The 22,892-nt window shown below is 66.4% G+C and carries 20 protein-coding genes; 7 read left to right on the forward strand and 13 right to left on the reverse strand.

Features of this window, described 5'->3' with window-relative positions; all coding sequences use genetic code 11:
• Positions 1-35: 35 nt before the first annotated feature.
• Entirely contained in the window at positions 36-1,238 is a 1,203-nt protein-coding gene (xylA, locus tag F7O44_RS21495) for a xylose isomerase (RefSeq protein WP_162452345.1), read from the reverse strand.
• A 38-nt stretch (positions 1,239-1,276) separates the two neighbouring features.
• Positions 1,277-2,539, reverse strand: coding sequence for an ROK family protein (locus tag F7O44_RS21500; protein WP_162452346.1), 1,263 nt, complete (start codon positions 2,537-2,539; stop codon positions 1,277-1,279).
• Positions 2,540-2,657: 118 nt separating this feature from the next.
• On the opposite strand from F7O44_RS21500, the gene F7O44_RS21505 reads away from it, so the two are divergent.
• Positions 2,658-3,017, forward strand: coding sequence for a DUF2203 domain-containing protein (locus tag F7O44_RS21505; RefSeq protein WP_162452347.1), 360 nt, complete (start codon positions 2,658-2,660; stop codon positions 3,015-3,017).
• Between the two features lie 143 nt (positions 3,018-3,160).
• Here the strand turns inward: F7O44_RS21505 and F7O44_RS21510 are convergent, their stop codons facing one another.
• Entirely contained in the window at positions 3,161-3,736 is a 576-nt protein-coding gene (locus F7O44_RS21510; RefSeq protein ID WP_222851578.1) for a hypothetical protein, read from the reverse strand.
• A 179-nt stretch (positions 3,737-3,915) separates the two neighbouring features.
• Positions 3,916-4,350: a pyridoxamine 5'-phosphate oxidase family protein gene (locus F7O44_RS21515; protein WP_162452348.1), complete on the reverse strand. Its 435-nt coding sequence runs from the start codon at positions 4,348-4,350 to the stop codon at positions 3,916-3,918.
• Between the two features lie 205 nt (positions 4,351-4,555).
• Between F7O44_RS21515 and F7O44_RS29465 the strand changes: the two genes are divergently transcribed.
• The 4 genes from F7O44_RS29465 to F7O44_RS21535 all read left to right on the forward strand — a co-directional run bounded on the left by F7O44_RS29465 (position 4,556) and on the right by F7O44_RS21535 (position 10,267).
• Positions 4,556-5,473: a universal stress protein gene (locus F7O44_RS29465; protein ID WP_187361528.1), complete on the forward strand. Its 918-nt coding sequence runs from the start codon at positions 4,556-4,558 to the stop codon at positions 5,471-5,473.
• A gap of 119 nt (positions 5,474-5,592) precedes the next feature.
• Positions 5,593-8,364, forward strand: coding sequence for an HAD-IC family P-type ATPase (locus F7O44_RS21525; RefSeq protein ID WP_343073907.1), 2,772 nt, complete (start codon positions 5,593-5,595; stop codon positions 8,362-8,364).
• A 61-nt stretch (positions 8,365-8,425) separates the two neighbouring features.
• Complete coding sequence (locus tag F7O44_RS21530; RefSeq protein WP_425501411.1) at positions 8,426-9,118, forward strand: response regulator transcription factor; 693 nt, start codon at positions 8,426-8,428, stop codon at positions 9,116-9,118.
• Between the two features lie 429 nt (positions 9,119-9,547).
• Positions 9,548-10,267 carry an AfsR/SARP family transcriptional regulator gene (locus F7O44_RS21535; protein ID WP_162452350.1) on the forward strand — a complete coding sequence of 240 codons (720 nt, stop codon included), beginning with the start codon at positions 9,548-9,550 and terminating at the stop codon, positions 10,265-10,267.
• A gap of 2 nt (positions 10,268-10,269) precedes the next feature.
• Here F7O44_RS21535 and F7O44_RS21540 read toward each other — a convergent pair whose 3' ends face one another.
• From F7O44_RS21540 to F7O44_RS21570, 7 genes are all read right to left on the reverse strand, one after another.
• Positions 10,270-11,370, reverse strand: coding sequence for a glycosyl hydrolase family 18 protein (locus F7O44_RS21540; RefSeq protein ID WP_162452351.1), 1,101 nt, complete (start codon positions 11,368-11,370; stop codon positions 10,270-10,272).
• A gap of 26 nt (positions 11,371-11,396) precedes the next feature.
• On the reverse strand, positions 11,397-12,794 hold the full coding sequence (locus F7O44_RS21545) for a glycosyltransferase family 2 protein (protein ID WP_162452352.1): 1,398 nt from the start codon (positions 12,792-12,794) through the stop codon (positions 11,397-11,399).
• A gap of 194 nt (positions 12,795-12,988) precedes the next feature.
• Positions 12,989-13,735 (reverse strand): WbqC family protein, encoded by a 747-nt coding sequence (locus F7O44_RS21550; RefSeq protein WP_162452353.1) that lies wholly within the window; start codon positions 13,733-13,735, stop codon positions 12,989-12,991.
• A 31-nt stretch (positions 13,736-13,766) separates the two neighbouring features.
• Positions 13,767-14,501: a PIG-L deacetylase family protein gene (locus F7O44_RS21555; protein WP_162452354.1), complete on the reverse strand. Its 735-nt coding sequence runs from the start codon at positions 14,499-14,501 to the stop codon at positions 13,767-13,769.
• A complete protein-coding gene (locus F7O44_RS21560; RefSeq protein WP_187361529.1) occupies positions 14,491-15,588 on the reverse strand; it encodes an NAD-dependent epimerase/dehydratase family protein in 1,098 nt (365 codons plus the stop codon). The genes F7O44_RS21555 and F7O44_RS21560 overlap by 11 nt, the downstream gene beginning before the upstream one ends.
• A gap of 152 nt (positions 15,589-15,740) precedes the next feature.
• Positions 15,741-17,438, reverse strand: a complete 1,698-nt coding sequence (locus tag F7O44_RS21565; protein WP_162452355.1) for a sensor histidine kinase — start codon at positions 17,436-17,438, stop codon at positions 15,741-15,743.
• 139 nt (positions 17,439-17,577) lie between these two features.
• Positions 17,578-18,480, reverse strand: a complete 903-nt coding sequence (locus F7O44_RS21570) for a universal stress protein (RefSeq protein ID WP_162452356.1) — start codon at positions 18,478-18,480, stop codon at positions 17,578-17,580.
• Between the two features lie 288 nt (positions 18,481-18,768).
• Between F7O44_RS21570 and F7O44_RS21575 the strand changes: the two genes are divergently transcribed.
• Complete coding sequence (locus F7O44_RS21575) at positions 18,769-18,999, forward strand: hypothetical protein (RefSeq protein ID WP_162452357.1); 231 nt, start codon at positions 18,769-18,771, stop codon at positions 18,997-18,999.
• A gap of 24 nt (positions 19,000-19,023) precedes the next feature.
• On the opposite strand, the gene F7O44_RS32020 is transcribed toward F7O44_RS21575, so the two are convergent.
• The gene (locus F7O44_RS32020) at positions 19,024-19,257 is read right to left on the reverse strand and encodes a DUF1918 domain-containing protein (RefSeq protein ID WP_187361530.1); all 234 of its coding nucleotides are present in this window, start codon (positions 19,255-19,257) and stop codon (positions 19,024-19,026) included.
• Positions 19,258-19,460: 203 nt separating this feature from the next.
• On the opposite strand from F7O44_RS32020, the gene F7O44_RS21585 reads away from it, so the two are divergent.
• Positions 19,461-20,402 (forward strand): universal stress protein, encoded by a 942-nt coding sequence (locus F7O44_RS21585; protein WP_162452358.1) that lies wholly within the window; start codon positions 19,461-19,463, stop codon positions 20,400-20,402.
• Between the two features lie 35 nt (positions 20,403-20,437).
• Here F7O44_RS21585 and F7O44_RS21590 read toward each other — a convergent pair whose 3' ends face one another.
• Entirely contained in the window at positions 20,438-22,831 is a 2,394-nt protein-coding gene (locus F7O44_RS21590) for a heavy metal translocating P-type ATPase (protein ID WP_162452359.1), read from the reverse strand.
• Positions 22,832-22,892: the final 61 nt, after the last annotated feature.

Genomic DNA, 22,892 nt, shown 5'->3' on the forward strand with positions numbered 1-22,892 from the left:
TCCTCGATACGGTCCCGCCTACCAACTCACCGGCGTCAGCGAGCGCCCGTCACATGGTCAATCGCCAGCTGGTTCAGCCGGACGACGTTATAGCCCTGGGCTCCGGCCGCGTCGGCGTCGTAGTCCTCGAACGCGGCCTTGTCGGCCAGCAGGTCCGCGTAGCTCTCACCAGGCGCCAGCGTCGGCTCGGCCAGCTCCGGCACGCGGGCCGCCGCCAGCGCCTCCTTCACCTCCGGATCCGCGCGGAACGCCGCGGCGCGCTCCTTGAGGATCAGGTAGGTGCGCATGTTCGCGGCCGCCGATACCCAGACGCCGTCGGCGTTCTCGGTGCGCAGCGGCTTGTAGTCGAAGTGCCGCGGACCGTCGTAGCCGGAGCTGACGGCAGCCGAGCCGCCACCGATCGGTCCGTGTTCCAGGAGATCGACCAGGAAGAACGCGTTCAGCAGATCACCGTGCCCGAAGACCAGGTCCTGGTCGTACTTGACACCGCGCTGTCCGTTCAGATCGATGTGGAACAGCTTCTGGTGCCACATCGCTTGAGCGATGCCGTGGACGAAGTTCAGCCCGGCCATCTGCTCATGACCCACCTCCGGGTTGAGGCCCACCATGTCGGCGTGCTCCAGGCTGGAGATGAAAGCGAGTGCGTGACCAACGGTGGGCAGCAGGATATCGCCACGCGGCTCATTCGGCTTCGGCTCCAGCGCGAACCGCAGCCCGTAGCCCTGGTCGACGACGTACTGGGCCAGGGTGTCGACCGCTTCGCGGAACCGCTCGAGCGCCGCGACAACATCCTTGGCGGCGTCGGATTCCGACCCTTCCCGCCCGCCCCACATCACGAAGGTCGACGCGCCCAGTTCGGCGGCGAGGTCGAGGTTGCGCATGACCTTGCGCAGGGCGAACCGGCGCACCGAGCGGTCGTTGCTGGTGAAGCCGCCGTCCTTGAAGACGGGGTGGCTGAACAGGTTGGTCGTCACCATCGGTACGACAAGACCGGTATCAGCCAGTGCCGCCTTGAACCGGTCGATGTGCCCGGCTCGCTCGGCATCCGGCGACCCGAACGGGAAGAGGTCGTCGTCGTGGAAGGTCACGCCGTAGGCGCCGAGATCGGAGAGCCGGTGGACCGCCTCGACCGCATCCAGCGCGGGCCGGGTGGCGGGCCCGAACGGGTCCTGGGCTGTCCAGCCCACCGTCCAGAGGCCGAAGGAGAAGCGGTCAGCGCGGGTTGGTTCGACAGACACGGTAGTCGTCCTTTCTTTGGGGTGTTGCGTCGTGACTTTCAGGCTTGAAGGTTCAGTGGTGCCGCTGGCCGCTCGGGTCGGCGCCGGCCGGTTCCCGGTGCGGTAGCGTCGGCCCGGGTGGGTTCCTCGATCAAAGGGTTCAGGGCGCTTTCGGCGGCGCCGATCAGTGACGCATCGCTGCCGAGAGCCGCGGGAACCACCCCGGCGCGCGGTGCCGACGTCATCATGGCGCGCGACTCGAGCGCCTGGTTGAGCGCGGGCTGTAAGACGTCGAACGCGCGGCCGTACATGCCGCCGAGCACCACTAGCTCGGGGTTGAAGACGTTGATCAATCCGGCAAGGCCGACACCGAGCCAGGTGCCGACTTGCTCTACGGCCCGCACGGCGCGCGGCTCACCTTCTTGCGCGGCGGTCATCACCTGCGCGACGGGGTCTGCGCCCGGCTCGTCCTCCACCCCTGCCAGCTGCAATAACACCCGCTTTCCGGCTTCGGTCTCCCAGCATCCGCGGCCGCCGCAGCCGCACCTGGCTCCCTGGGGGTTGACGGGTAGGTGTCCGATCTCACCGGCGTACCCAGTAGCACCGGTCAGGAGGCGGCCCCCGACGACGATTCCGCCACCGATGCCGACCTCACCCGACAGATAGACGGCATCGTCGACGCCGTGCGCCGCGCCGCGGGCGTTCTCGGCAAGGATGCCGAGATCTGCCTCGTTGCCGACGGTCACGGGAACCCCATCGGGCACCAGATGACCGACCGTCTCGGATCTGATGAGCTCACCGAGCGGCACGTCACGCCACCCCAGGTTGGGGGCGATGTGGACGAGTCCGTCAGCGCGCCGGACAACACCGACGACCGCCACGCCGACGCCGACGATCGGTGGGGACTCCGGCAACACGTCGGCCGCCAGCTGGTGAATGCCCCCGAGAACCGCCTCGGGCTCACTGTGAACCGGTGAGCGAGCCGCCCTGCGACGTTGATGAATGTGACCGCCGAGCCCGACGGTCGCCACGGCGATCGAGTCCACCGCGATCTCGACCGCCATAACCGCCAGCCGATCCGGGCAAACGCTCACTGTCTGCGACGGGCGCCCGCGGGTGCCGCGCAGATCCGGCCCGCCCTCGGTGACCAGCCCGAGGGTGACCAAGTGCTCGACCAGGACCTTGATGGTGCTGCGGTTCAGCTCCGTACGTGCTGCGAGTTCCGACCTCGACTGCGCACCGCGCACGTGTAGTTGACGTAGCACGACGCTGAGGTTGTGCCGGCGCACAGCCTCGTGCGTGGAGCCGTGCTCGATGCGCACCAGAGATCACCCGCGACAATTTGGATATGCCCGCAACAAATTACGTCGAATCTAGTCCGCCGCCTCAACGAACGTCAAGGGATGCGTCGCCGCGAAGGTGCCGTGGCAGAGTGAAGACATGGAACATTTCGACGTGGCGACGGCCCGGGCGGAGATCGCCCGGCTCCGTCCGCTGATCGACGAGCTGATCACCCGCCGAGCCGACGCGGCGGAACTCGCCGCCGCCCAGGAGCGCGGCGCGCCCACGGCGCTCGGCGGTGTGCCGGAGTTCAAGGCCGCGCAGGCCCGGCTCGACGAGATCGTCACCGAGATACAAGACGCGGGCGTCGAACTGAAGGGGCTAGCACCGCTACTGCTGGACTTTCCCTCGGAGTTCGACGGTGTGCCCGTGCTGCTGTGCTGGCTCGAGGGTGATCCGGACATCAACTGGTACCACCGGCGAGATCTCGGGTTCGCCGGCCGACGAAGGCTGGACTGACGCGGGACCGAAGGTCCGCAACCACCCATGGGCTGGGTCAGGACCAAAGCGGCACACGCACGAAATCCCGGAACCGGTCTGTGGTGACCGATCCCGGGATCCGGGCTCCACCGGGAACTGACCCCGGCGGAAGTGAACCGGGCTCAGACGAGCCAGCGGTTCTTCTTCACGAAGGGCAGCTTCTCCCACCAGCCGCCCAATCCGACGACCCTGCCGGCACCGGCCAGAGCCAGCGCCACGAGGAGCAGAATCTCGATCAGGTAGGTGTCCATGAACGGGTTGTTCGTCAACGGCAGCGCCGCCATGTACATCATGGCCAGCAGTGCCGCGCCGGTCACCGCGGCGACCCGCATCCCGATGCCGAGGATCAGCGCCATGCCGATGCCGAGCAGACCGAGCATGAACAGCCAGTCGGCCCATCCCTGACCTGCCATGTTCGTGAAGAATCCTTCGAACGGACCGTCGACGTTGCTCAGGAAGCCTGTTGTCGGGCTGCCGCCCTCGATCCAGGCGTTCTCAGCCGGTGTCGCATATCCGAGTCCGAAAGTCTTGTCGAGGAACGCCCAGAGGAACGTCCATCCGAGCGCGAACCGGAGCGCCGCCATGACATAGCCGAGTGGGCTGGGGCGACCGCCCGGACGCAGCACGTCGCGCTGAACCGGCACCGCGGCCTCGGTCCCCGTGCGTTCCGCAGCTACTGCTTTAGTTGGACGAAACATCGCCCTACCTCACCTTCTGTGTTTCTCGGCCGGCGTTTCCGGCTCACTTCAAATAAACCCCAGGTGAGAGGGTTCCCGATGCGGTCTTAGGTCGCCGGCCGGTGGGACGATGGTCCTCTTGCCGGCGGGCCGGTCGGCTGCGCCACGACACCTGGCTCCCTCGCCACATCACAGGTGCCTCAGACCGCTGGGACGTGCGTCAGAATGCGGCGGCCCCGGACGATCTCCGGAACGATCCGCAGATAGTGCGCCCTGCTCCCCAGGGCCCAGGGGGTGATCCGCAGGTCTGCCAGCCTGCGCTTCTCGTTCTCGCCGCCGACAGCTTCGGCGCGGCCGATCAGCACCACCGACCACCCGGTCATACCTTGCTCATCGAACTCATCGCATTCAAAGGCGACGACGGCCGACTTTGCCGCCAGGGCAAGCTTGGAACCGATACCGATCCGGATCACCACAGAATCACCGTCGAGGGCGAAGTTCACCGGCTGGATAGCCGGCAGCGCCCCTTCAGTGAAGACGATCCGTCCCACCGGCACCGTCTTCATCAAGGCAAGGCATTCGTCCCGGCCGAGCACCTCGAGACCGGTCGAGCCGAGGTCAATGGATGTGTTCATAGGCCTAGCGTGCGCTTCGACGCCGCTCCGGGAGCAGGGGCAAAGGTCCTCGTCATCCCGGAATCCAGGGCTCAACACTGCATGATCGACCTACCCGAAGGTCCCTAGGTGGAAGGACTCTTGACCGTGACCGCGGCCAGCAAAGCTGCGATAGGAAAGAAGCAGGACCCGCCGCGGGTCCGGCAAGCTCAGGAAAGGATCCATGATGGGACAGATCGTCGTAGGCATCGACGGCTCGCGCGACAGCGAAGCCGCCCTCTTCTGGGCCGCCAAAGAAGCCCGGCTGCGCGGTGACCGGCTGGTCATCCTCTACGCCGTGCACACACCGGTCACGGCGGTGCCATTCGGGGGCGCATCCGTGCTGCCACCGACGGCCGAGCTGAAGACCTACGGTGAGAATCTCCTCGAGGTGGCCACTTCCTTGGTCACCACCGAGGACGCACCGCTGGAAGTCGCCACCGAACTGGTCGTCCAGCCACCGGTGCCGGCTCTGCTCGCGGCATCGCGCACGGCCGATCTCGTCGTCGTCGGAAGCCGTGGACTAGGCGCCGTCGGTGCCGCCTTCCTCGGTTCGGTGAGCACCCGGGTGGCCAGCCGGGCCGCATGCCCCACCATCGTCATCCGCCCCGATGCGGCCGAGTACCGCACCACAGGTCCGATCGTGGTGGGGATCGATGGTCCGCAGAGCGACGCCGCCTTCCGGTTCGCCGTGGAAGAGGCCCAGCGCCGCGGGACCACTGTCGATGCCGTGCACACATACTGGCTACCGGTGGTCGCGATGCCGATCGAGGGCACCAACATCACCGGCACGTCGGAAACCTACGCTCGGCGTACGGCTGAAGAGCACATGGACGAGTTCATGGCCCGGAATCAGCATGTAGTGCCGGCTCAGGTCAAAGTGACCACCCAGGTGCTCCTGAACGATTCGGCTGACGCACTGTCTCAGCTGAGTGAAACCGCCGCGTTGGTGGTTGTCGGGTCCCGCGGACGCGGCGCCTTCCGGGGCATGCTGCTCGGGTCGGTCAGTCAGCGCCTTCTGCACCGGGCGAACGGTCCGGTGGCTGTGGTCCACAACGGAGACGCCGCCGACGAGCCCACCGACGCCGAGCGCGCCCAGCCGTGAAGGGACCGAGTCCCGCCAGGTCCGATACGGGTCCGGATGGCCCGTCGTCCAGCAGCTCGTCCATTGACGAGGCGGCAGCCGGTCCCGCACACGTGAACCGAGGCTCCGGCAACCATCATGTGTTGCCGGAGCACGAGGTCTTCCTCCTGTTCGAGACCGATCGGGAGCACGGGCTCGACGCGGACGAGGCACGACGGCGCCTGCATCAGATAGGCCCCAACGTGCTTCCCAGGCTCAGCCGGCGCGGCCCATTGGTCCGGCTATTGCTTCAGTTCCACCATCCGTTGATCTATGTGCTGCTGGCCGCGGCGGCCGCCACGACAGCGATCGGTGAGCTCGTCGACGCCAGTGTGATCCTGGCGGTGGTCGTCCTCAACGCGGGCATCGGCTACCTCCAGGAATCACGCGCGGAGCGAGCGCTAGATGCCCTGGTCGCCATGGTGCAGACCGAAGCGACTGTGGTGCGCAATGGCAGCAAGGTGCGCATCCCCTCCGAAGAGGTGGTTCCGGGCGACGTGGTGGTGCTCGAAACGGGCGACAAAGTTCCGGCTGATCTGCGGCTGTTCGCGGTGCAGGAACTGCAGATCGACGAGTCGGCACTCACCGGCGAGTCCGTCCCCGTCGCCAAACAGTCGCTGAAGCTGCCGGCCGATACGGTGCTGGGAGACCGCGCCAACATGGCATACTCGACCAGCCTGGTCAGCCGTGGACACGGCCGCGGCGTCGTCGTGGCAACCGGCGCCGACACCGAGATCGGCACGATCCACCGGCTGGTGGGCGAGGCCAAAACCCTCCAGACACCACTGACCCGCAAGATCGGCCGGTTCAGCCGGATTCTGACAGTCGCCATCCTCGTCCTGGCTGCCCTGACGTTCCTGCTCGGCCTGGCCCGCGGCGAGGACGCCGGCTACATGCTCACGGCGGCGGTCGCGCTGGCCGTCGGCGCCATCCCCGAAGGGCTGCCGGCCGTGGTAACGATCACCCTGGCGATCGGGGTCGCCCGGATGGCGAAGCGGCAGGCGATCATCCGAAAGTTGCCGGCGGTCGAGACGCTCGGCAGCACTACGGTGATCGGAACGGATAAGACCGGCACACTGACCAGCAACGAAATGACGGTCACCACCGTCGTGGCCGGCGACGAGACATTCACGATCACCGGCACCGGCTACGCGCCCGAGGGCACCATCCGGCTCGAATCCGCTCACACCAGCGCCGCGCACGCCGATGGTCTTTCACCCGACCGGTTTCCGGCGCTTCGCGAGTGCCTGCTGGCCGGGGTGCTGTGCAACGATTCCCACCTGAGTGAACACGACGGCCGCTGGGGTATCACCGGAGACCCGACGGAAGCGGCGATGATCACGGCGGCCGCGAAGGCCGGGCTGCGCCAGGCGGAGGTCAACGACGAGTACCCGCGGCTGGAGTCACTGCCGTTCGATTCCGACCGCGGCTACATGGTGACCTTGCACCGCAAGCCCGGCGGCGGCACTGTCGCCTATCTCAAAGGGGCAGTCGAGCGGGTGCTGGCCATGGCCAACCAGGAGCTCGACGCCGACGGACAGCCGGCTCCGGTCGATCACGGCGCCGTGCATGCTCACACGGACCGCATGGCCTCGGTCGCCTTACGAGTGCTCGCGGTCGCCCGCGTAGACCTGGCGCCGCCGCCGTCAGTCGACCACACGGGCGTCACAACGCTGACCGAGCTATCCGACGAACTACTCGCCGGAGCAAAAGTCACCGTGCTGGGTTTGCAAGCCATGTACGACCCGCCACGGCAGGACGCCATCGACGCGGTCGGCACCTGCTTGCACGCCGGTATCGAAGTCAAGATGATCACCGGCGACCACGCGGTCACGGCCAGGGCAATCGCCGAGCAGTTCGGCCTCAGCGGGCCAGCGGGGCAAGCCCTGGAGATCATGACCGGACGTGAGCTCAGTGCATGCCCGGTCGACGAACTGCCCGAGGCGATCGAACGCACGACGGTGTTCGCGCGCGTCAGCCCGGAACAAAAACTCCGGCTGGTCGAGAGCATGCAGGCGCGTGGGCACGTGGTCGCGATGACTGGTGATGGGGTCAATGACGCCCCGGCGTTGCGGCGCGCGGACATCGGCGTGGCGATGGGTGTCGGCGGAACCGAGGTAGCGAAGGAAGCTGCCGACATGGTGCTCACCAACGACGACTTCGCCTCCATCGAGGCAGCCGTAGAAGAGGGCCGCGGCGTCTTCGACAATCTGCGCAAATTCATCACGTTCACCCTGCCCACCAGCATGGGCCAGGGGCTCGTCGTCCTGGCCGCGATCCTGTTCGCCACCCAGCTGCCGATTCTGCCGGTCCAGATCCTCTGGGTGAACATGATCACCGCGGTGGCGCTCGGTTTGGTGCTGGCGTTCGAACCGCTCGAGAAAGACATCATGGATCGTGCGCCGATACCGCCTTCACGACCGCTGCTCACCGCTGCGCTCATGGGCAGGATCGGGCTGGTGTCGATCGTGATGCTGATCGGCGCGTTCTGGCTGTTCCATCTGGAACTGGACCGTGGGGCGTCGATCGAGGAAGCCCGGACCGTCGCGGTGAACGTCTTCATGCTGGTTCAGGCCGCCTATCTGCTCAGCTGCCGGTCGCTGGAGCGATCGTTCGTCCACGCCGGGGTGTTCAGCAATCCCTGGGTCGGCGTCGGAATCTCCGCCATGCTGTTGCTGCAGATCGCCTTCACCTACGCGCCCTGGATGAACAGTCTCTTCCACAGCGCGCCGGTCGACGCCGGCAGCTGGCTGCGTGCCCTTGGCGTCGCTGTCGCCGCCTATGGTGTGGTCGGCGCCGAGAAGGCTATTCGCCGCCGGTTGTCATCCCGACCGGGCTACCCCGCGGTCAAAGGCTCCCACGCAGGGCACTAGTCCCCGGAAAAAGGACCTTCGGCCTGGTCGGTACCCTGTCCAAGGCACTACCGTCGTCTATGTGAGCGAACAGATCCCGCAGCCCGAACCAGATCGAGTCATCAAAGTCTTCCTCTTGGACGACCACGAGGTGGTCCGCCGCGGGGTCGCCTCGTTGCTCGAGATCGAGCCGGACATCACCGTGATCGGCGAGGCCGGGACCGCGGACCAGGCCATGGCGCGAATCCCCGCGCTCAAGCCGGACGTGGCGATCCTGGATGTCCGGTTGCCCGACGGTGACGGCGTCACGGTGTGCCGCGAGATACGCTCTCGCCTGCCAGGGCTGGCCTGCCTGATGCTGACCTCCTTCGCCGACGACGACGCCCTGTTCGATGCCGTCATGGCCGGGGCCTCAGGGTATGTGCTCAAGCAGATCCACGGCACCGACCTGGTGGGCGCGGTACGGTCACTGGCCGCGGGGCAGTCATTGCTGGACCCGGAGAGCACGTCCCGAATGCTCCAGCGGTTGCGCGACAAGGCCAGCCGGAAGGACCCGCTGGCGGCGCTGTCCGAGCAGGAGCGCAAGATTCTCGACCTGATCGGCGAGGGCCTGACCAATCGTCAGATCGGCGAGCGGATGTTCCTGGCCGAGAAGACGGTCAAGAACTACGTCTCCAACCTGCTGGCCAAACTCGACATGAATCGACGCACGCAGGCCGCGGCGTTCTCCGCACAGCTCAAAGCCGAGTCGGCACGGAACAATCGAGATTCCTGACACCGATCCGCGATACCAACCACCACAGCCACGCTGCCAGACCTGGTGCGGTGGTCGTGAAGATCGTCGTTCCAGACACAGCCAACCCGGTGGCCGGCGCACCAATCACGGAGCACGCCGACCATCCAGACGGCATGACAAGAACGCACAACACAACCCGGGGCACCTACTGACAACCACGGAAGAACCCCCCCGTAACCCTCCCGAACACCTACACATGTGCCACAAGAGCACCTAAAAGTCGTAGAAATAGGGCGTTAGGCCCTGGTCTCCGCTTGCTCGTTCGCACACAATGGATAAGTGCCCTGAGGTCGTACACCTTCTTAGGACACGTCGATGCTCGGCAGTCCGATTTGCGACGCGGCGAGCGCGGGGGGCCTGAACAACAACGCTCCCCGCCTATCGTCCACTTCGTCGGGGGGCGTGGGGATGACAGAGCGTCTGGCCAACAGGCTGAGCCTGTTCGGTTGCTGGCAGTTGCTACATGGCCGCCATATCGTCGAGGTTCCTGCCCGGAGCCGCCGGCTGATGGCCTTTCTCGCCCTGCGCGGCCGCCGGTCACGCGCCTTCGTCGCAGGTGCGCTCTGGCCCGACGTGGACGAACACCGCGCGCAGGCGAGCCTGCGGGCCGCGCTGTCGTTCCTACACCGGCATGCGCCCGAACTCGTTCTTACGACACCAAGCGAACTGTGGCTGGCCGAGCACGTCTCCGTCGACGTCCACACGTTCCGTCTCAACGCAAACCGGGTGCTGACCAGCCAGACTCTGCCCGATCTCTCGCATCCGTCCAGGTGGTCCATCATCGTCGGCGGCGACCTCCTACCCGGATGGTACGACGACTGGGTCCGCCTCGAACGGGACCGGATCCATCACACCAGGCTCCACGTACTCGAGACACTGGCTTGTCGCCTCGCCGAAGCGGAGTCGTTCGCCCAAGCCCTCGAGTGCGCCCTGACAGCTGTCGAGATCGACCCGCTCCGCGAGAGCGCACGCAGGTCGCTCATCCAGGTTCACCTCGCTGAAGGGAACACCGTAGAGGCCGTCCGCGAGTACCGGCGGTTCAGTTCGATTCTCGACGCGGAACTCGGCATCAAGCCGACCTCACAATTGACGAGCATGCTCGGCACCACGTTGAGTCAGCTGGTGTGACCTCAGGGCTCGTCCAGGACTGACGGCAGCTGCCGCCACACGTTCGCGTCCTCGCCGCCGAGCCTCCAGAAGAACACACCGCCGAGGTTGTACTCGCTCACCAGCTCGAGTTTGGCCCCCACGCTCACCGCGTCCTCGAACCATATCTCGTGCTGGTTGCCATGCGCGCTGTGAAAGGTCAGCCACGGCGACCCATCATCGCTACGCTGGACCGGCGCGTCGTACTCCTCGGAGCGGGCCATCGCGTCGGTGTAGTCGATGGTGATGCCCTGCCCGTTTACCCAGTCATAGCCGAGCAGCACAATGCCAAGGATCACCTTGTCCGGCGGTATCTGGGTCACGGTCCATTCCAGTACGTCGTCGACCCAGTCACGCGGTGCGACCGGACCTGGCGGCGAGCTCTCCCAGGAATAGTCGTAGGTCATCACCCGCACCTGGTCGGCGATTCGCCCGATGGCCTGGTAATCCTGAGCCTCGTTGCGCGCGGCGTACCCCTCGTCCGACGTTTTCGCATGCAACGCGACGGTGAGCACCTTGTCCTCCGCTTGCAGCCGGTTCGCCAGGTCGGTCAGGAAGTCGGTGAAGGCCTCCCGGTCGGCGGCTTCGAGGTGCTCGTAGTCCACATCGATCCCGTCGTATCGCTCGGCCACAGCCAGGCTCACGAGTTCGTCCACATGGGTGCCGCGGCGTGCGGGATCATGGAGCACGGCCTGTACCGCTGCCGCGTCCCACTCCCCGTTTCGCAGGTTGGTGACGGTGGGAATGACGCGTACACCACGGCGGCTGGCCTCCCGCACGGCCTCGGTGTCCACGGTCACATGAGTGTCGTCGGCGAGCACAACCTCGCCCGTGGGTTCAATCGAATACCAGACGGGACTCACCTCGTCCAGCAGGTCAGACTGCTCCCACAGGACGTCGAACGCACGTTCCTGATCCCAGTACGGCACATACCCGATGACCAATGGGTGACCCGGATCAGCAACGGGGGATTCCTCCGGGCTGGACGGGCTCGGGCTCCGCGCGATGCCCACCAGGAGCGCCAGCACGGCCACCACAGTCACGGCGGCTCCCGCCATCAGGACCGCCAGTGCTTTAGAGCGCATCCGCCGATGTCGCGCCATCCGGAAGATCACGGCTGCGGACCAGCCCCGTCGGGTGACGACGGCGGCCCGGCATCAGGCGGCACACCACCGATCACACGACGCGATTGAACATCCGCATCACCGGCAGACGCCACCGGCCGACGTGCCGGGCTCTTCCATTGTCCGCTCGACCGCGTCGACCAGGCTTGCGGCAGCGTCCTCAACACGGCCGACGCGTCGACCGCCTTCAGGACCAGAAAACCCAGGCCGTACAGCAGAAGACTGGGCCGCCGCACCGCGATCGCAGTCACACACGTCAGCAAGTAGTCCGGCAGGAACAGGAACAACAGCAGCGTCGTCCACCCGATGGACGCATCGAACCCTGCGTGTGCTTCAAGCAGCCACGCCCAGGTGACGCCGGCGTTGACGGCGAACGTCGTCAACGCCCATGCCGTCATCACACCGGTCAGCAGGACCAGGGCGATACTCGCGACCAGGACCTCGGCCAGGAAGAGCAGCAGCGCAGCCGAGAACCAGCTACGCCAGTAACCATGCCGGCGCACTGTCTGCCAGAATCCCAAGAACCATCGACTGACTTGCCGGTAGTAGTCCCGGAAGTTGTCCGGGTCCTGCGTCGTCGCGTTGACTCCCGGCCGGAACGCGATCTTCCCCAGACCCTTGCGGTGGATCTCGAAGGTCATATTGAAGTCCTCGATCACGAGGCCCGGCGGGTTCAGGTCCATCCCACGCAGCACCCGCGTCCGATACATGCTGGCGAACCCCGGGACGATCGACGTCACGTTGGTCCAGCGCCAGGTTTGCCCGTACTTGAGCCACTGCATCACGGCATACACACGGGTGCGGTGAGAGACCAGGAAGCGGCCCATGGCCGAGAGTTCTTGGGGCCGCCAGCTGGCCTTCGCATACCCCGCCAGCGCGACCACCCCGGGCTCGTCCAACATGACCAGTCCGCGCTTCAGGTAGTTCTGATCCAGCACTGTGTCCGCGTCGACGATCAGGAGCACCTCGAATCGGCCGGGGAGATCGAAGCGTTCCACCACGGCCTCGATCCCGCCGGCCTTTCCTCTGCCCGGGTTGAGTTCCAACACCTGAACCCCCGCCGCGCGCGCGATCTCGGCCGTCGCGTCGGCGCACCCGTCGGCTACGACGTGGATGTTGCCCGCCGGGACGAGCCGCAACGCGGACTCGATGGATGCCGCGATCACCGGTTCCTCGTTGTGGGCGGGGATCAGCACCGCCACATCGGCAGGTTTCAGTCGACCCTCGTCCTTCTCCGCGGGGTCAGTTCCGGCTTCCGCACCGCCCTCGTGATCGCCCCTCACCGGCCACGTGATCCATCGCTCGGTGCCATACCGCACCAACCCCACCACCGACCACAGGGCTAGATTCACCCCTACGACCAGGAACAGGAAGGGGACTTCCATCAGGTGCCCCTCAGCCGCCGCGCGTCGGCTCAGAGGCCGCGCAGAATGGGGCGCCTGACAGCGAGCGGGGTCGGGCGCCTGGATGGCAAGGCGGAGGAAGGAGTCGCACTGGGTTTGTGCGACGACTGACGATCAACGCCTTCCATTCTCGGACAGCTGGCATGCTCGGGCCTGCTCGCCAGGCGACTCCCATCTTAGGCATGCGAGCCCACCGCGGACAGCACATCGATCTCCTCATGCCGGCGCCGGCCGGCAAGGATCTCAGCCGTTTCGGTCCCACAGGAGAACAGCATGTCGATCGCCGCGAGGTTCGCGATGAACTCGTCGCCGATCTGTTCGTAGACCGGATGTTCGAACATCTGCGCTTCGACTCGCAGGCCGGCACGGTGCATGACCGTCCAGTCGACATAGCGCCGTTCAGTGCCATAGGTGCTCGTCAGATGCGTGGTTCCGCCCACCGCCTGAACAAGCTGGACGAGCCGCTGCGTCGTGTCCCCGCTGTGCGGTAACGTGCTGGCCCGCACGATCCGCACCGGCGTCTCCAGGTATTCACACAGTGCCTTGATGATGTCGAGGTTCAGGTCCGCGAGCTTCTCCTGGTCCCGCCCATAGACCTCCTCGAGAATGGGATAGATTTCGTCGAAGTACGGCATTGAGCCGTACGACAATCGCAGGCGTCGCAGGTGTTGCCGGCGAAACGGCTGCGCGTTCTCGATCCGGACGTCTTGAATGAGCTGTTGGACTCCACGGACATGTCGTACTGGCACCGACAGCCACATCGGACCCGTCGGTGTCTTGATCTTCTGCCGGGCGTGGTATTCACTCTTCGTGTACTGCACGGTGTCGAACGCCACGTACACGTCGCTGGCCAGGATCTTGTCCAGCAGCCGCAGCCAGGGCTGGAAGTTCGGCTGATGCACCGAGACAACCACGTCTTTCATCGCAGTTCACCTCCTCATCGCAACAGCACCGCTAGACCAGTGCCCGGAGCACGGCGAACCCCTCGGCCGCTTCGACACTGACCTCGCGACCACGCAACATCGTGGCCATCTCCAAGCCTTCCGGGCTGCCGTGGTAGATCGGCGGCCGGACCTGAGACGCGTGTAGGCGCATGGCTTGGATCTTGACGTCGAGGAACCGGGAGATGTCGACGAACCAGTTCGGACGGAACCGCTCATGATCGAACGACCAGAACAACGACGTGTTGTCATATGCCAACACGAACGGGACCAGGTGCCGCTCACCCGGGACACCAGGCCGTGTGGCGGTGACACACGCGCGGTACAGGGCCTCGTGATCCTGGTTGTAACTCGGCGCCGGGATCAGGATCATCGTCGGCTCGATCCGGTCGATCGACAGCCGCCCCTTCGACTCCACGAGGCCAACCAGCTGCTTACGTGGGACGACATCAAGAGCGAGATGAGCTTCCGGGTCCGCGAGCAGCACGTCCCAGTCGTCCACTTTCAGCAGCCTCATCACGGCTTCGAACTCGCCCATCCGGGTGCCGCGAGAAACCAGCTTGACCTTGTTACCGGCGTCATCCGCACCGAAATGCCGCAGGTCGGCCGCTGTGGCCAGCACCACGTACACTTCACCGCCGAGTGACTTGATCCGGGCGATAGTTCCGGCGCAGCCGTACGTCTCGTCGTCGGCATGTGGGGTGATGACCAGGACGCGCTGCCGAGCCAGGAAATCGTCACCAAACATCGCTGTCTCCAGCGAAACCGGCCACGACCGGAACCGGCCTATCGCCGTTGACCCGCAGTGCGGCGGTCAGCTGATCCTGGATGACGCTCCTGATGATGTCGTCGAGGTTGCGTTGAGGATCGAAGCCAACGGTGTTTCGCGCGCGACTGATGTCCGGCACCCTGCGCATGGTGTCCTCGAATCCAGCGCCGTAGGCATCTTCGTACCGGATGCGGCGGATGGCGCTCGGTGATCCGGACAACGCGATGACCCGTTCCGCGAGATGCTGGATGGTGACTTCCTCGGGCCGGCCGATGTTGAACGCCTGCCCATAGGTAGCGGGGTCGGCCACCAGCGCGACAAGACCTTCGACCGCATCGCTGACATGACAGAAACTGCGCGTCTGCTGGCCATCGCCGTACACGGTCAGCGGCTCGCCGTTGATCGCCTGGCTGACGAACCTGGGAATCACCATGCCGTAGCGGCCGGTCTGCCGCGGGCCCGCCACATTGAACAGCCGTGCGATCACGGTGGGGACACCAAGCTCGGCCCAGTACAGGAACGCCATCGTCTCGTCGAGCGCCTTTGCCTCCGCGTAGGACCATCGCCGGACTTGTGGTGATCCGACCACCCTGTCCTGTGTCTCGCTCAAGGTGGCGGCCGGGTTTTTCCCGTAGATCTCGCTCGTCGAAGCGATCAGAGTCCTGGTGCGATGCCGGTACGCACATTCGAGGACGATCTCGGTGCCGTGCACGTTGGTCCGGATACCTTCTAGCGCCCGGGCCAGAATGAGTTCCACCCCTACGGCTGCCGCGAGATGGAACACCACGTCCGATCGCGAGACGAGGGCGTCCATCAGGCGCTCATCGAGAATCGACCCCCGGACAAAGGCGAAACCGGGCCGGTCTTCCAGGTGCTCGATGTTGGCACGACTGCCCGTCGACAAGTCGTCCAGGGCAGTGACCTGGTGGCCGTCAGCCAGAAGGCGTTCAGCCAGATGTCCACCCACGAATCCGGCACCGCCGGTAATCAACGCCCGTATTCCACCTGGCCTGCTTGTCTGGCCTTCCGGCCACCAGCTGACGTCTGCTCTCGGACTCGTTTCCATCGCGCTCCCCCTCCGTTCGGATTCCACGGCAGTGCCGCAAGACCCAGTAAGCCAGGCAGGACGCGACTGGGACGTGACCGAAACGTGACGGGCCCGCACCACAAGTGCAGGCGACTAGGGAAGGGAACCGCAGAAGGATGCCGCGCCGGCAGTCAGAGAGCCGGTGCTTGCCAGTGCAGTTTGGTTCCGCCGCTCGGGCCGGGCCCGATGTCGAACGAGCCTCCGAGCCGCTGCGCTCGCTCGGCCAGATTGGCCAGGCCGCTGCGTCGGCCGTCCGCGGACACCCCGACGCCGTTGTCTGTGACGCTCAGCCGGATCTCTCCGTCCGATACGGCGACATCAACGTCCACGCGCGTCGCGTGCGCATGCCGGACGACGTTTGACAATGCCTCCTGGAGCACGGCTATCACGTCGTGGCCGACGTCTTCGGTGACAGATGTGTCCAGCAGACCTTCCATCCGAACGGACGGTGCGAAGCCGAGCTGCTCGGTTGCCGAGGCGACGATCCCGACCACCCGGTCACGCAGCGTGGTCTCAGTGCCACTCTGGGCAGACTGAAGCGCGAAGATCGTTGAGCGGATCTGGCGGATCGTCGCGTCGAGATCATCGACCGTGCGCTGGATCCGTTCCGCGACCTCGGGCCGTTCCACGAGCCGGATGGCCGCCGTGAGGGTCATCGCGCTGGCGAACAGGCGCTGGACCACCACATCGTGAAGATCGCGAGCGATCCTTTCCCGGTCATCGACAAGCCCATGCCGCTCGGCCTCACGACGCGCATCGGCCAGTTCCAGCGCGACGGCCGCCTGATCGGCGAACGAACTCAGCATCCCGACCGTCGAAGCGGGGAACGGCGCTTCGCCGCGCCGTTTGACCAAGACCAGCACGCCGCGCACCCGCTGCCGCGCGCCGAGCGGAACCAGCAGTGCGGGGCCGTTGGGCAGGCGGTCGAGCAACGGAGTGGACTCCACACCCTTGCGCAGTTCCTCGACGGTCCGAGCCTCACCGCTGGACAAGACCGTTCCGATCAGCGTGCCTTCAGCCGAGAACTCCAGGGTCGCGAGATGTTCAGAACCGGCGCCGTTCGCGGCAAGCACCGTCATGATGTCCATCTTTCCGCCGGGTACGGCGACGGCCGCGGTGTGGGCATCGGCCATCTCGCGTGCGTTGCTCGCAACCAGCTGGACAGCAGCCGACGGGTCCGCGCCCGACAACAACGCCTGCGTCACTTCCGCCGACGCGTCCAGCCAGATCTCACGCCGCTTTGTCTCGTCATACAGCCGGGCGTTCTCGATCGCGATGCCAGCGGCGGTGGCCAGAGCCGACACGATGACCTCGTCTTGCTCGTCGAAGTCGCGGCCACCGTGTTTCTCGGTCAAATAGAGGTTACCGAACACGGAATCGCGGACCCGGATGGGTACACCGAGGAAGTTGCGCATCGGCGGGTGCCCTTCGGGGAAACCGTAAGACTCCGGATGATCGGAGATACGGTCGAGCCGCAGCGGTCTTGGCTCTTTGATCAACAGCCCCAGCAAGCCGCGCCCGTGCGGCCATTCGGCGATCTCGGCGATCTCTTCCTCAGTGATACCTACCGGAATGAACTGCGCGAGCTGGCCGTCTTCTCCGATGACGCCCAACGCGCCATACCGGCAGTCGACCAGGTCGGTGGCGGCCTCGACGATTCGCTGCAGAACGGTCTCGAGCTCTAAGTCGCGACCGATCGACACGACGGCCTCGAGCAATGAATGAACTCCGTCTCTGGCCGACACCACGGCCTGCAGGCGCGTCTGCACCTCGGCCAAGAGCTCATCCAGCGGCAGCTTCGGCAGAAAGTGCCCGGCCTGATCCTCCATACAGCTTCGCCCCTTTTCTGCCCTTCGTAAGTCTCTCACCATCGACGATTGTTGTCGACAAGGCACGAAGAGGCGTGGGCAGGTCAAAGCTGGCCGAACAGGGCAGGCTGGTGCAGCCCTGTCACCGTGCGTCGGACGCTCAGCGGTGCACGACCGTCACCGGCGCCCCAGCGCGTCGGATGACCGTGCGAGCCACCGAGCCGAGCAACGCCCCAGTGACCAGACCGTGGCCGCGCCCACCGATGACGAGCCGGTTCACTTCCGGCCCAAAGCTGGCCAGAGCCTCGACGGCGGAACGCTCGTCAACGCTCGTGTCGACCTGAACACCGGGATACATCTCCCGCGATGGGGCCAACGCGTCCATCAGCGCGCGCCGCGCGTCCTCCACCAGGTAGTCCCGGCCATTTCCGGCGGGCCATCCCTGCGGGTAGCCCGCGGGAAGATCCAAGGCCAGTACCGCAAGGACCCCGGTTCCCAGTTCGGCAGCCGTGCTGAACGCATAGGCGACAGCGGGCTGGCACCGGTCGGAGCCGTCGATGCCGACCACTACCGCGCCGTCGGCGGCTGCCGGCGACGACCACGTGGCAGGGACCACCGTGACCGGAGTGTCCGTGCTGGTCGCACAGGCGACTGCCGTCGACGTCGAGAGCAAGCTCGCCACCCGGCCGGTGTGCTCACGTCCGAGCACGAGCATGCCGGCGTCGTCGGCGATCCGGAGCAGAACCCGCGGTGGCGAGCCCTGGGCGGTGTGGGTGGTCATGGCCAGGCCGTCATACTGCTGTGCAGCAAGCCGAGCACGAGCTGCTTCGAAGGCCAACTCGGCTCGTTCATGCCCCACCGGTGTCACCGGGTAATCGATGACGTTGGCCGGGTAGGCGTGGACGAGCTGAAGCGCTCGGCCGAGGCGCATCGCCTCGGTCGCGGCCCATTCCACCGCGACCAGGCACGAGTCGGTTCCGTCGACTCCCACCGCGATCGGCGCGGCCACCGGCGTCCGGAGAATGCCGGACTGCGTCTGCAGGTTCTCAGGGCTGATTGTCATGACTTCAGAACACCACCTTCGAGGTATACCGGCCTAGAGCCCGTCGCCCCGGCTGGACAGGACCAATGGCCCGTCTCCGGCCGGACAAGCTTGTTGAAAGTCGTCGAGCACGTCGCGGACGCCGAACGTCCTGGACAACAAACCGCTTGTCGCTCTTGCCGTCCGTTCCCCGGTAGACGGCGCGAAGCAGCCCGTCAGGAGGTGGAACGGCATCGGCTCCGGCCGCGTCGTAGTACGTGAGGCCGTACCGGGGTACAGCTGACAACAGCAGAGGAACAGGAGAGCGACATGTCGAACAGCATCCGGCACGAGACGATGTGCACCAGTTACGGCCGCACGGTTGAGGTCGGCAGGCTTCGGCTCCCTGGTGTGACTCGTCCCGTGGAACGGATCGTCCTGGACGTGCCGCGAAAGAACCCCGAATACGACAACCTCTGGCTCTCGCTCAGCCCAGATGAAGCTCGAGACCTGGCGAGCCGTCTGGTCCGGCAGGCTGCGGAGGCCGAGACGTCCGACTGAAGGCGCCCAGCGCCTTGCTGCGGCTCAGCGGCTCGTCTCAGGCTGCTTGAGCTGCGCGTCGCGCCCAGGGAAGTAGAGCGCAAGCTTGCCGCTGTCCGCCCATCGGACGATGTAGGGCGGAGTGCCGCTCCTACCCTGTACCTCCACGACCTCGCACTCGCGCTCATCCTGACCGCGCGGCTCGGAGTCGATCACAATCCGGTCACCGATATTCGCGTGCACGGCGTCCACCTTCCTCTGTGTCTTCTGTCCTTCCACGGTCCCTCCTGCGGGCACAAGACAACCAGGGTCGAAGGCCCCGGCGCGCGGGACTTCCGGCACTACGACCGTGACCTGCGAAGCAGAAGAGTGGTAGTAGCCGTCCGCGACCGCGGACTGGAACCGGTTCCTGCGACACACCGAGAGCGTTCGACACGAACAGTTCGAGACGCCGGGTGTCCGCCACGTACGGAGGAAGGGCGATGACACGCCAACACCACGACCAAGAGGCTGACGCGAGGGCATCCGCAGCCAGCGGCACTACAGCAATGCCACGGCCGATCGCGGTTGGCGTCAACGAAACGCCAGGGAGCCAGCTGGCTCTCCGATGGGCTGTCGAAGCAGCTCGCCTGCACCAGCGGCCACTCAAGGTGATCCTGGTCGCCGATCCCGCCCCGGCATCTCACTACTACCCGTACACCCCACCGGGCTCGTCGGAGACGTTCGTCCTCCAAGGCCCGTCACCGGCGCATCGAACCTCAGAGGCCTTCGAGCGCGCCGTGGCCTACGCTGAGGACCGTTTGCCGGCCGACGCCGTCACTGGTGTTCACACGCCCGGGCGCACAACGGCCGTGCTGATCGATGCCAGTCGCAACGCTGGGATGCTGGTTGTGGGCTCCCGCGGGCGTTCGGCGGTCAGCGCGGCGATGCTCGGTTCGGTCAGCGCGACCGTCGCGGCCCGCGCGTCGTGTCCGGTGACCGTTGTTCGCAGCAGTGATCTCGTCCTGGACGGTCACCGCCGGGTCGTGGTCGGCGTCGACGGATCGCAGGACTCCGAAGATGCGCTCGAGATCGCATTCCGCGAGGCTTCGGTTCGCAAGCTGCCGGTCACCGTGGTGCATTGCTGGGCAGACCTGAAAGACGAGCCGCCGGGCAGCGAAGCCATATTCGGCCGCCGCCTACCGGCCGTGGTCCGCAAACTCGCTGAATACCGTGAACAGTGGCCCGACGTCAACGCTACGACTCTCCTGCTGCGGGGCGATCCCGCGATCAGGCTGCTCGAAGAGAGTCTGGGGGCGGAACTGCTGGTTGTCGGTTCTCGGGGACGTGGGCGCATCTCTGGGCCGCTCCTCGGCTCGGTCAGCCAGGATCTGCTTCGACAGGCCCACTGCCCCGTCGTCGTGGCGCATCGGCAGGAACACTGATTCGGCCACGAGCGGATTCCGCGTCCTGGTCGTCCTCACCCGTCGGCCAGGACGTGGAAATTCTCTTCCTCCGAAGCATTGTGCAGCCGGAGGATCGCGTGCAGCTCATATATCGCCCGCCGCAAATCTCGTAGTTCCGCACCGAGATCGCTGCCCGAGGCTACCGGGACGCCTGGACGCATTGCGTCGTCCTCCCGCGCCGGTCCGGCATGCAGACGACGGCTGATCTCGTCGGAGAGCTCGCTGATCCGGCCGGCGAGCTCCGTGATCTCGGTGTGTTGCCGGCTCATCGTCGCTGTCGGATCGCTGCCGCCCAGCGCCCTCGCGACCTCCGGGTACAGCAGCTTCTCGTCGGCTCGCTCATGCGGCAGCAACTCCTCGGTGAGAAAGGCCGACAGCTGCCGGAGCCGTACGCCGAGTTCATCGCCATCCATCCGGTGCAGCTGGTCGGCCAGCTGGGGCAGTGCAGCGATGCCGGGTTCGAGTCGCCGGTGCTCTTCATCAAGACGCCGCACCAGCTCGGCCGCGTCGCCGTCCAGTCGCGGTCCCCGGCGACGGTCCGGCCCGAGGGCCCGGAGCGCGTTGAGGATGGCGACGACGTCGATCACCTCCTGCACCAGGGCACCCACAAGCGGAACCAGCAGGCCAGCCGCCGCGCCGGTCATCGCGACAACGGACAGTCCCATGCCCAGCAGCGCACTCTGCCGGGCGATGAGACGGGTCCGACGAGCGATCGCCACCGATTCGGCCAGGCGTTCCAGCCGGTCGACGGTGATCACGACATCAGCCGCCTCCGACGACGCGGACGCGCCACGGGCGCCAAGGGCGACGCCCACATCCGCCGCCGCGAGCGCCGGGGCATCATTGATTCCGTCACCGACCATGAGCGTCGTCGCCTCAGCGGTCTCTCTCCGCACCACCTCGACCTTTCCAGCCGGGCTTTGCTCGGCGTAGAAGGCGTCGGCGCCGATCTGTGCGGCGACCTGTGCGGCGACGCCGGCGCGGTCGCCGGTGATCATGACTGTGCGGTCGACACCAGCCCGCCGCAGCAACCGCATGGTCCGCGCCGCGTCACGACGAACCCGGTCCCGGAGCAGGATCACACCGGCAAGCTCGCCGTCGACCCCGACGAACACCGTGCTCATACCACCCACGGCTGCCCGCCGGCGAGTAGCGACGGCCCAGGCCGGCGGGTCGGCGGTGACGAGCGACGCCTTGCCGACCGTGACGTCGTGCTCCCCTACTCGCCCGCGCGCCCCGGTTCCAGGCTCCTCGACCACGCCCGAGGGCAGGTCGAGCGAGAACCCGCCAGCGCGTCCGGCCTCGACGATCGCGGCCGCCAGGACATGGGGAGACGCTTGATCGAGCGACGCGGCGAGCCGCAAGACCTCGGCTTCGGCGAACTCTCCCGGCGCGAGCACCTCGGCCACGGTGGGCCGTCCGGCCGTCACAGTGCCGGTCTTGTCGAACAAGAGCACCCGGGCCCGGCCGAGCTGGTCCAGGGCTGCGCCCCCCTTGACCACGACACCACGGCGAGCGCACCGGGACATGCCCGACACAAAAGCGATCGGCACCGCCAGGATCAGCGGACACGGCGTCGCGACGACGAGCACTGCCACGGCGCGGACGGAATCACCGGAGAGCGCCCAGGCAAGCCCGGCCAGCAGCAACGTAAAGGGCAGCAGGAATGCCGCGTATCTGTCGGCCATCCGGACGAAAGGCGCGTTCTCAGCGGCCGCCGACCTGGCCAGCCGGACCAGGCCGGCGTAGGTGCCTTCGCTCGCAGGTGCGGTACAGCGCATGTGCACCGCGGTGCCAGTGCTGATCGTCCCGCTGCGCACCGGGCTGCCCGGCCCGAGTTCCACCGGAAGCGGCTCGCCAGTGATCATCGACTCATCGATCAACGCCGTCCCGTCGTCGATGATCCCGTCCACCGGAACGACTTCGCCGGGCCGGACCAACAGACTGTCTCCCGGCTCGACCTCATCTACGGCGATGGTCTCGATGCCGGTGCCGGTCCGTCGGTGCGCGAAGGACGGCGCTAACGACATCAGCGCCGACAGATCTCGTTCAGCTCGTCGTTCGGCGCGCTCTTCGAGCGCACGCCCACCGCTGAACATCAGCGCGACGACGGCGCCGGCCAGGTATTCGCCCACGGCAAGGGTCCCGATCAGCGCCAGGACCGCGATGGAGTCCGCACCGAACTTGCGGTCGCGTAAGGCGACCGCGACCCACCACGCCGCCGGCAGCAGAACGACGACGACCGTAGCTATCCAGACCGCGTCCGCCACGTCCGGCAGGCCCGCCAGGGCCGCTGCGCCACCACCGCCCAAGCCGGCGGCGGCCATGGTGACCAGCAGTGCGGTTATCGATGGCCGGTGTACTCGGCCGGGCGACGAATCCGGCTTCGCGGCCAGCTCATGTGTCATCGTTCCGATTCCCGCATGGTGATCACCCTTACTTCGAAGTTTTCGTGACCCCGAAAATCGA

This window comes from Phytoactinopolyspora mesophila (genome assembly GCF_010122465.1).
GTDB classification, from domain to species: Bacteria; Actinomycetota; Actinomycetes; order Jiangellales; family Jiangellaceae; genus Phytoactinopolyspora; species Phytoactinopolyspora mesophila.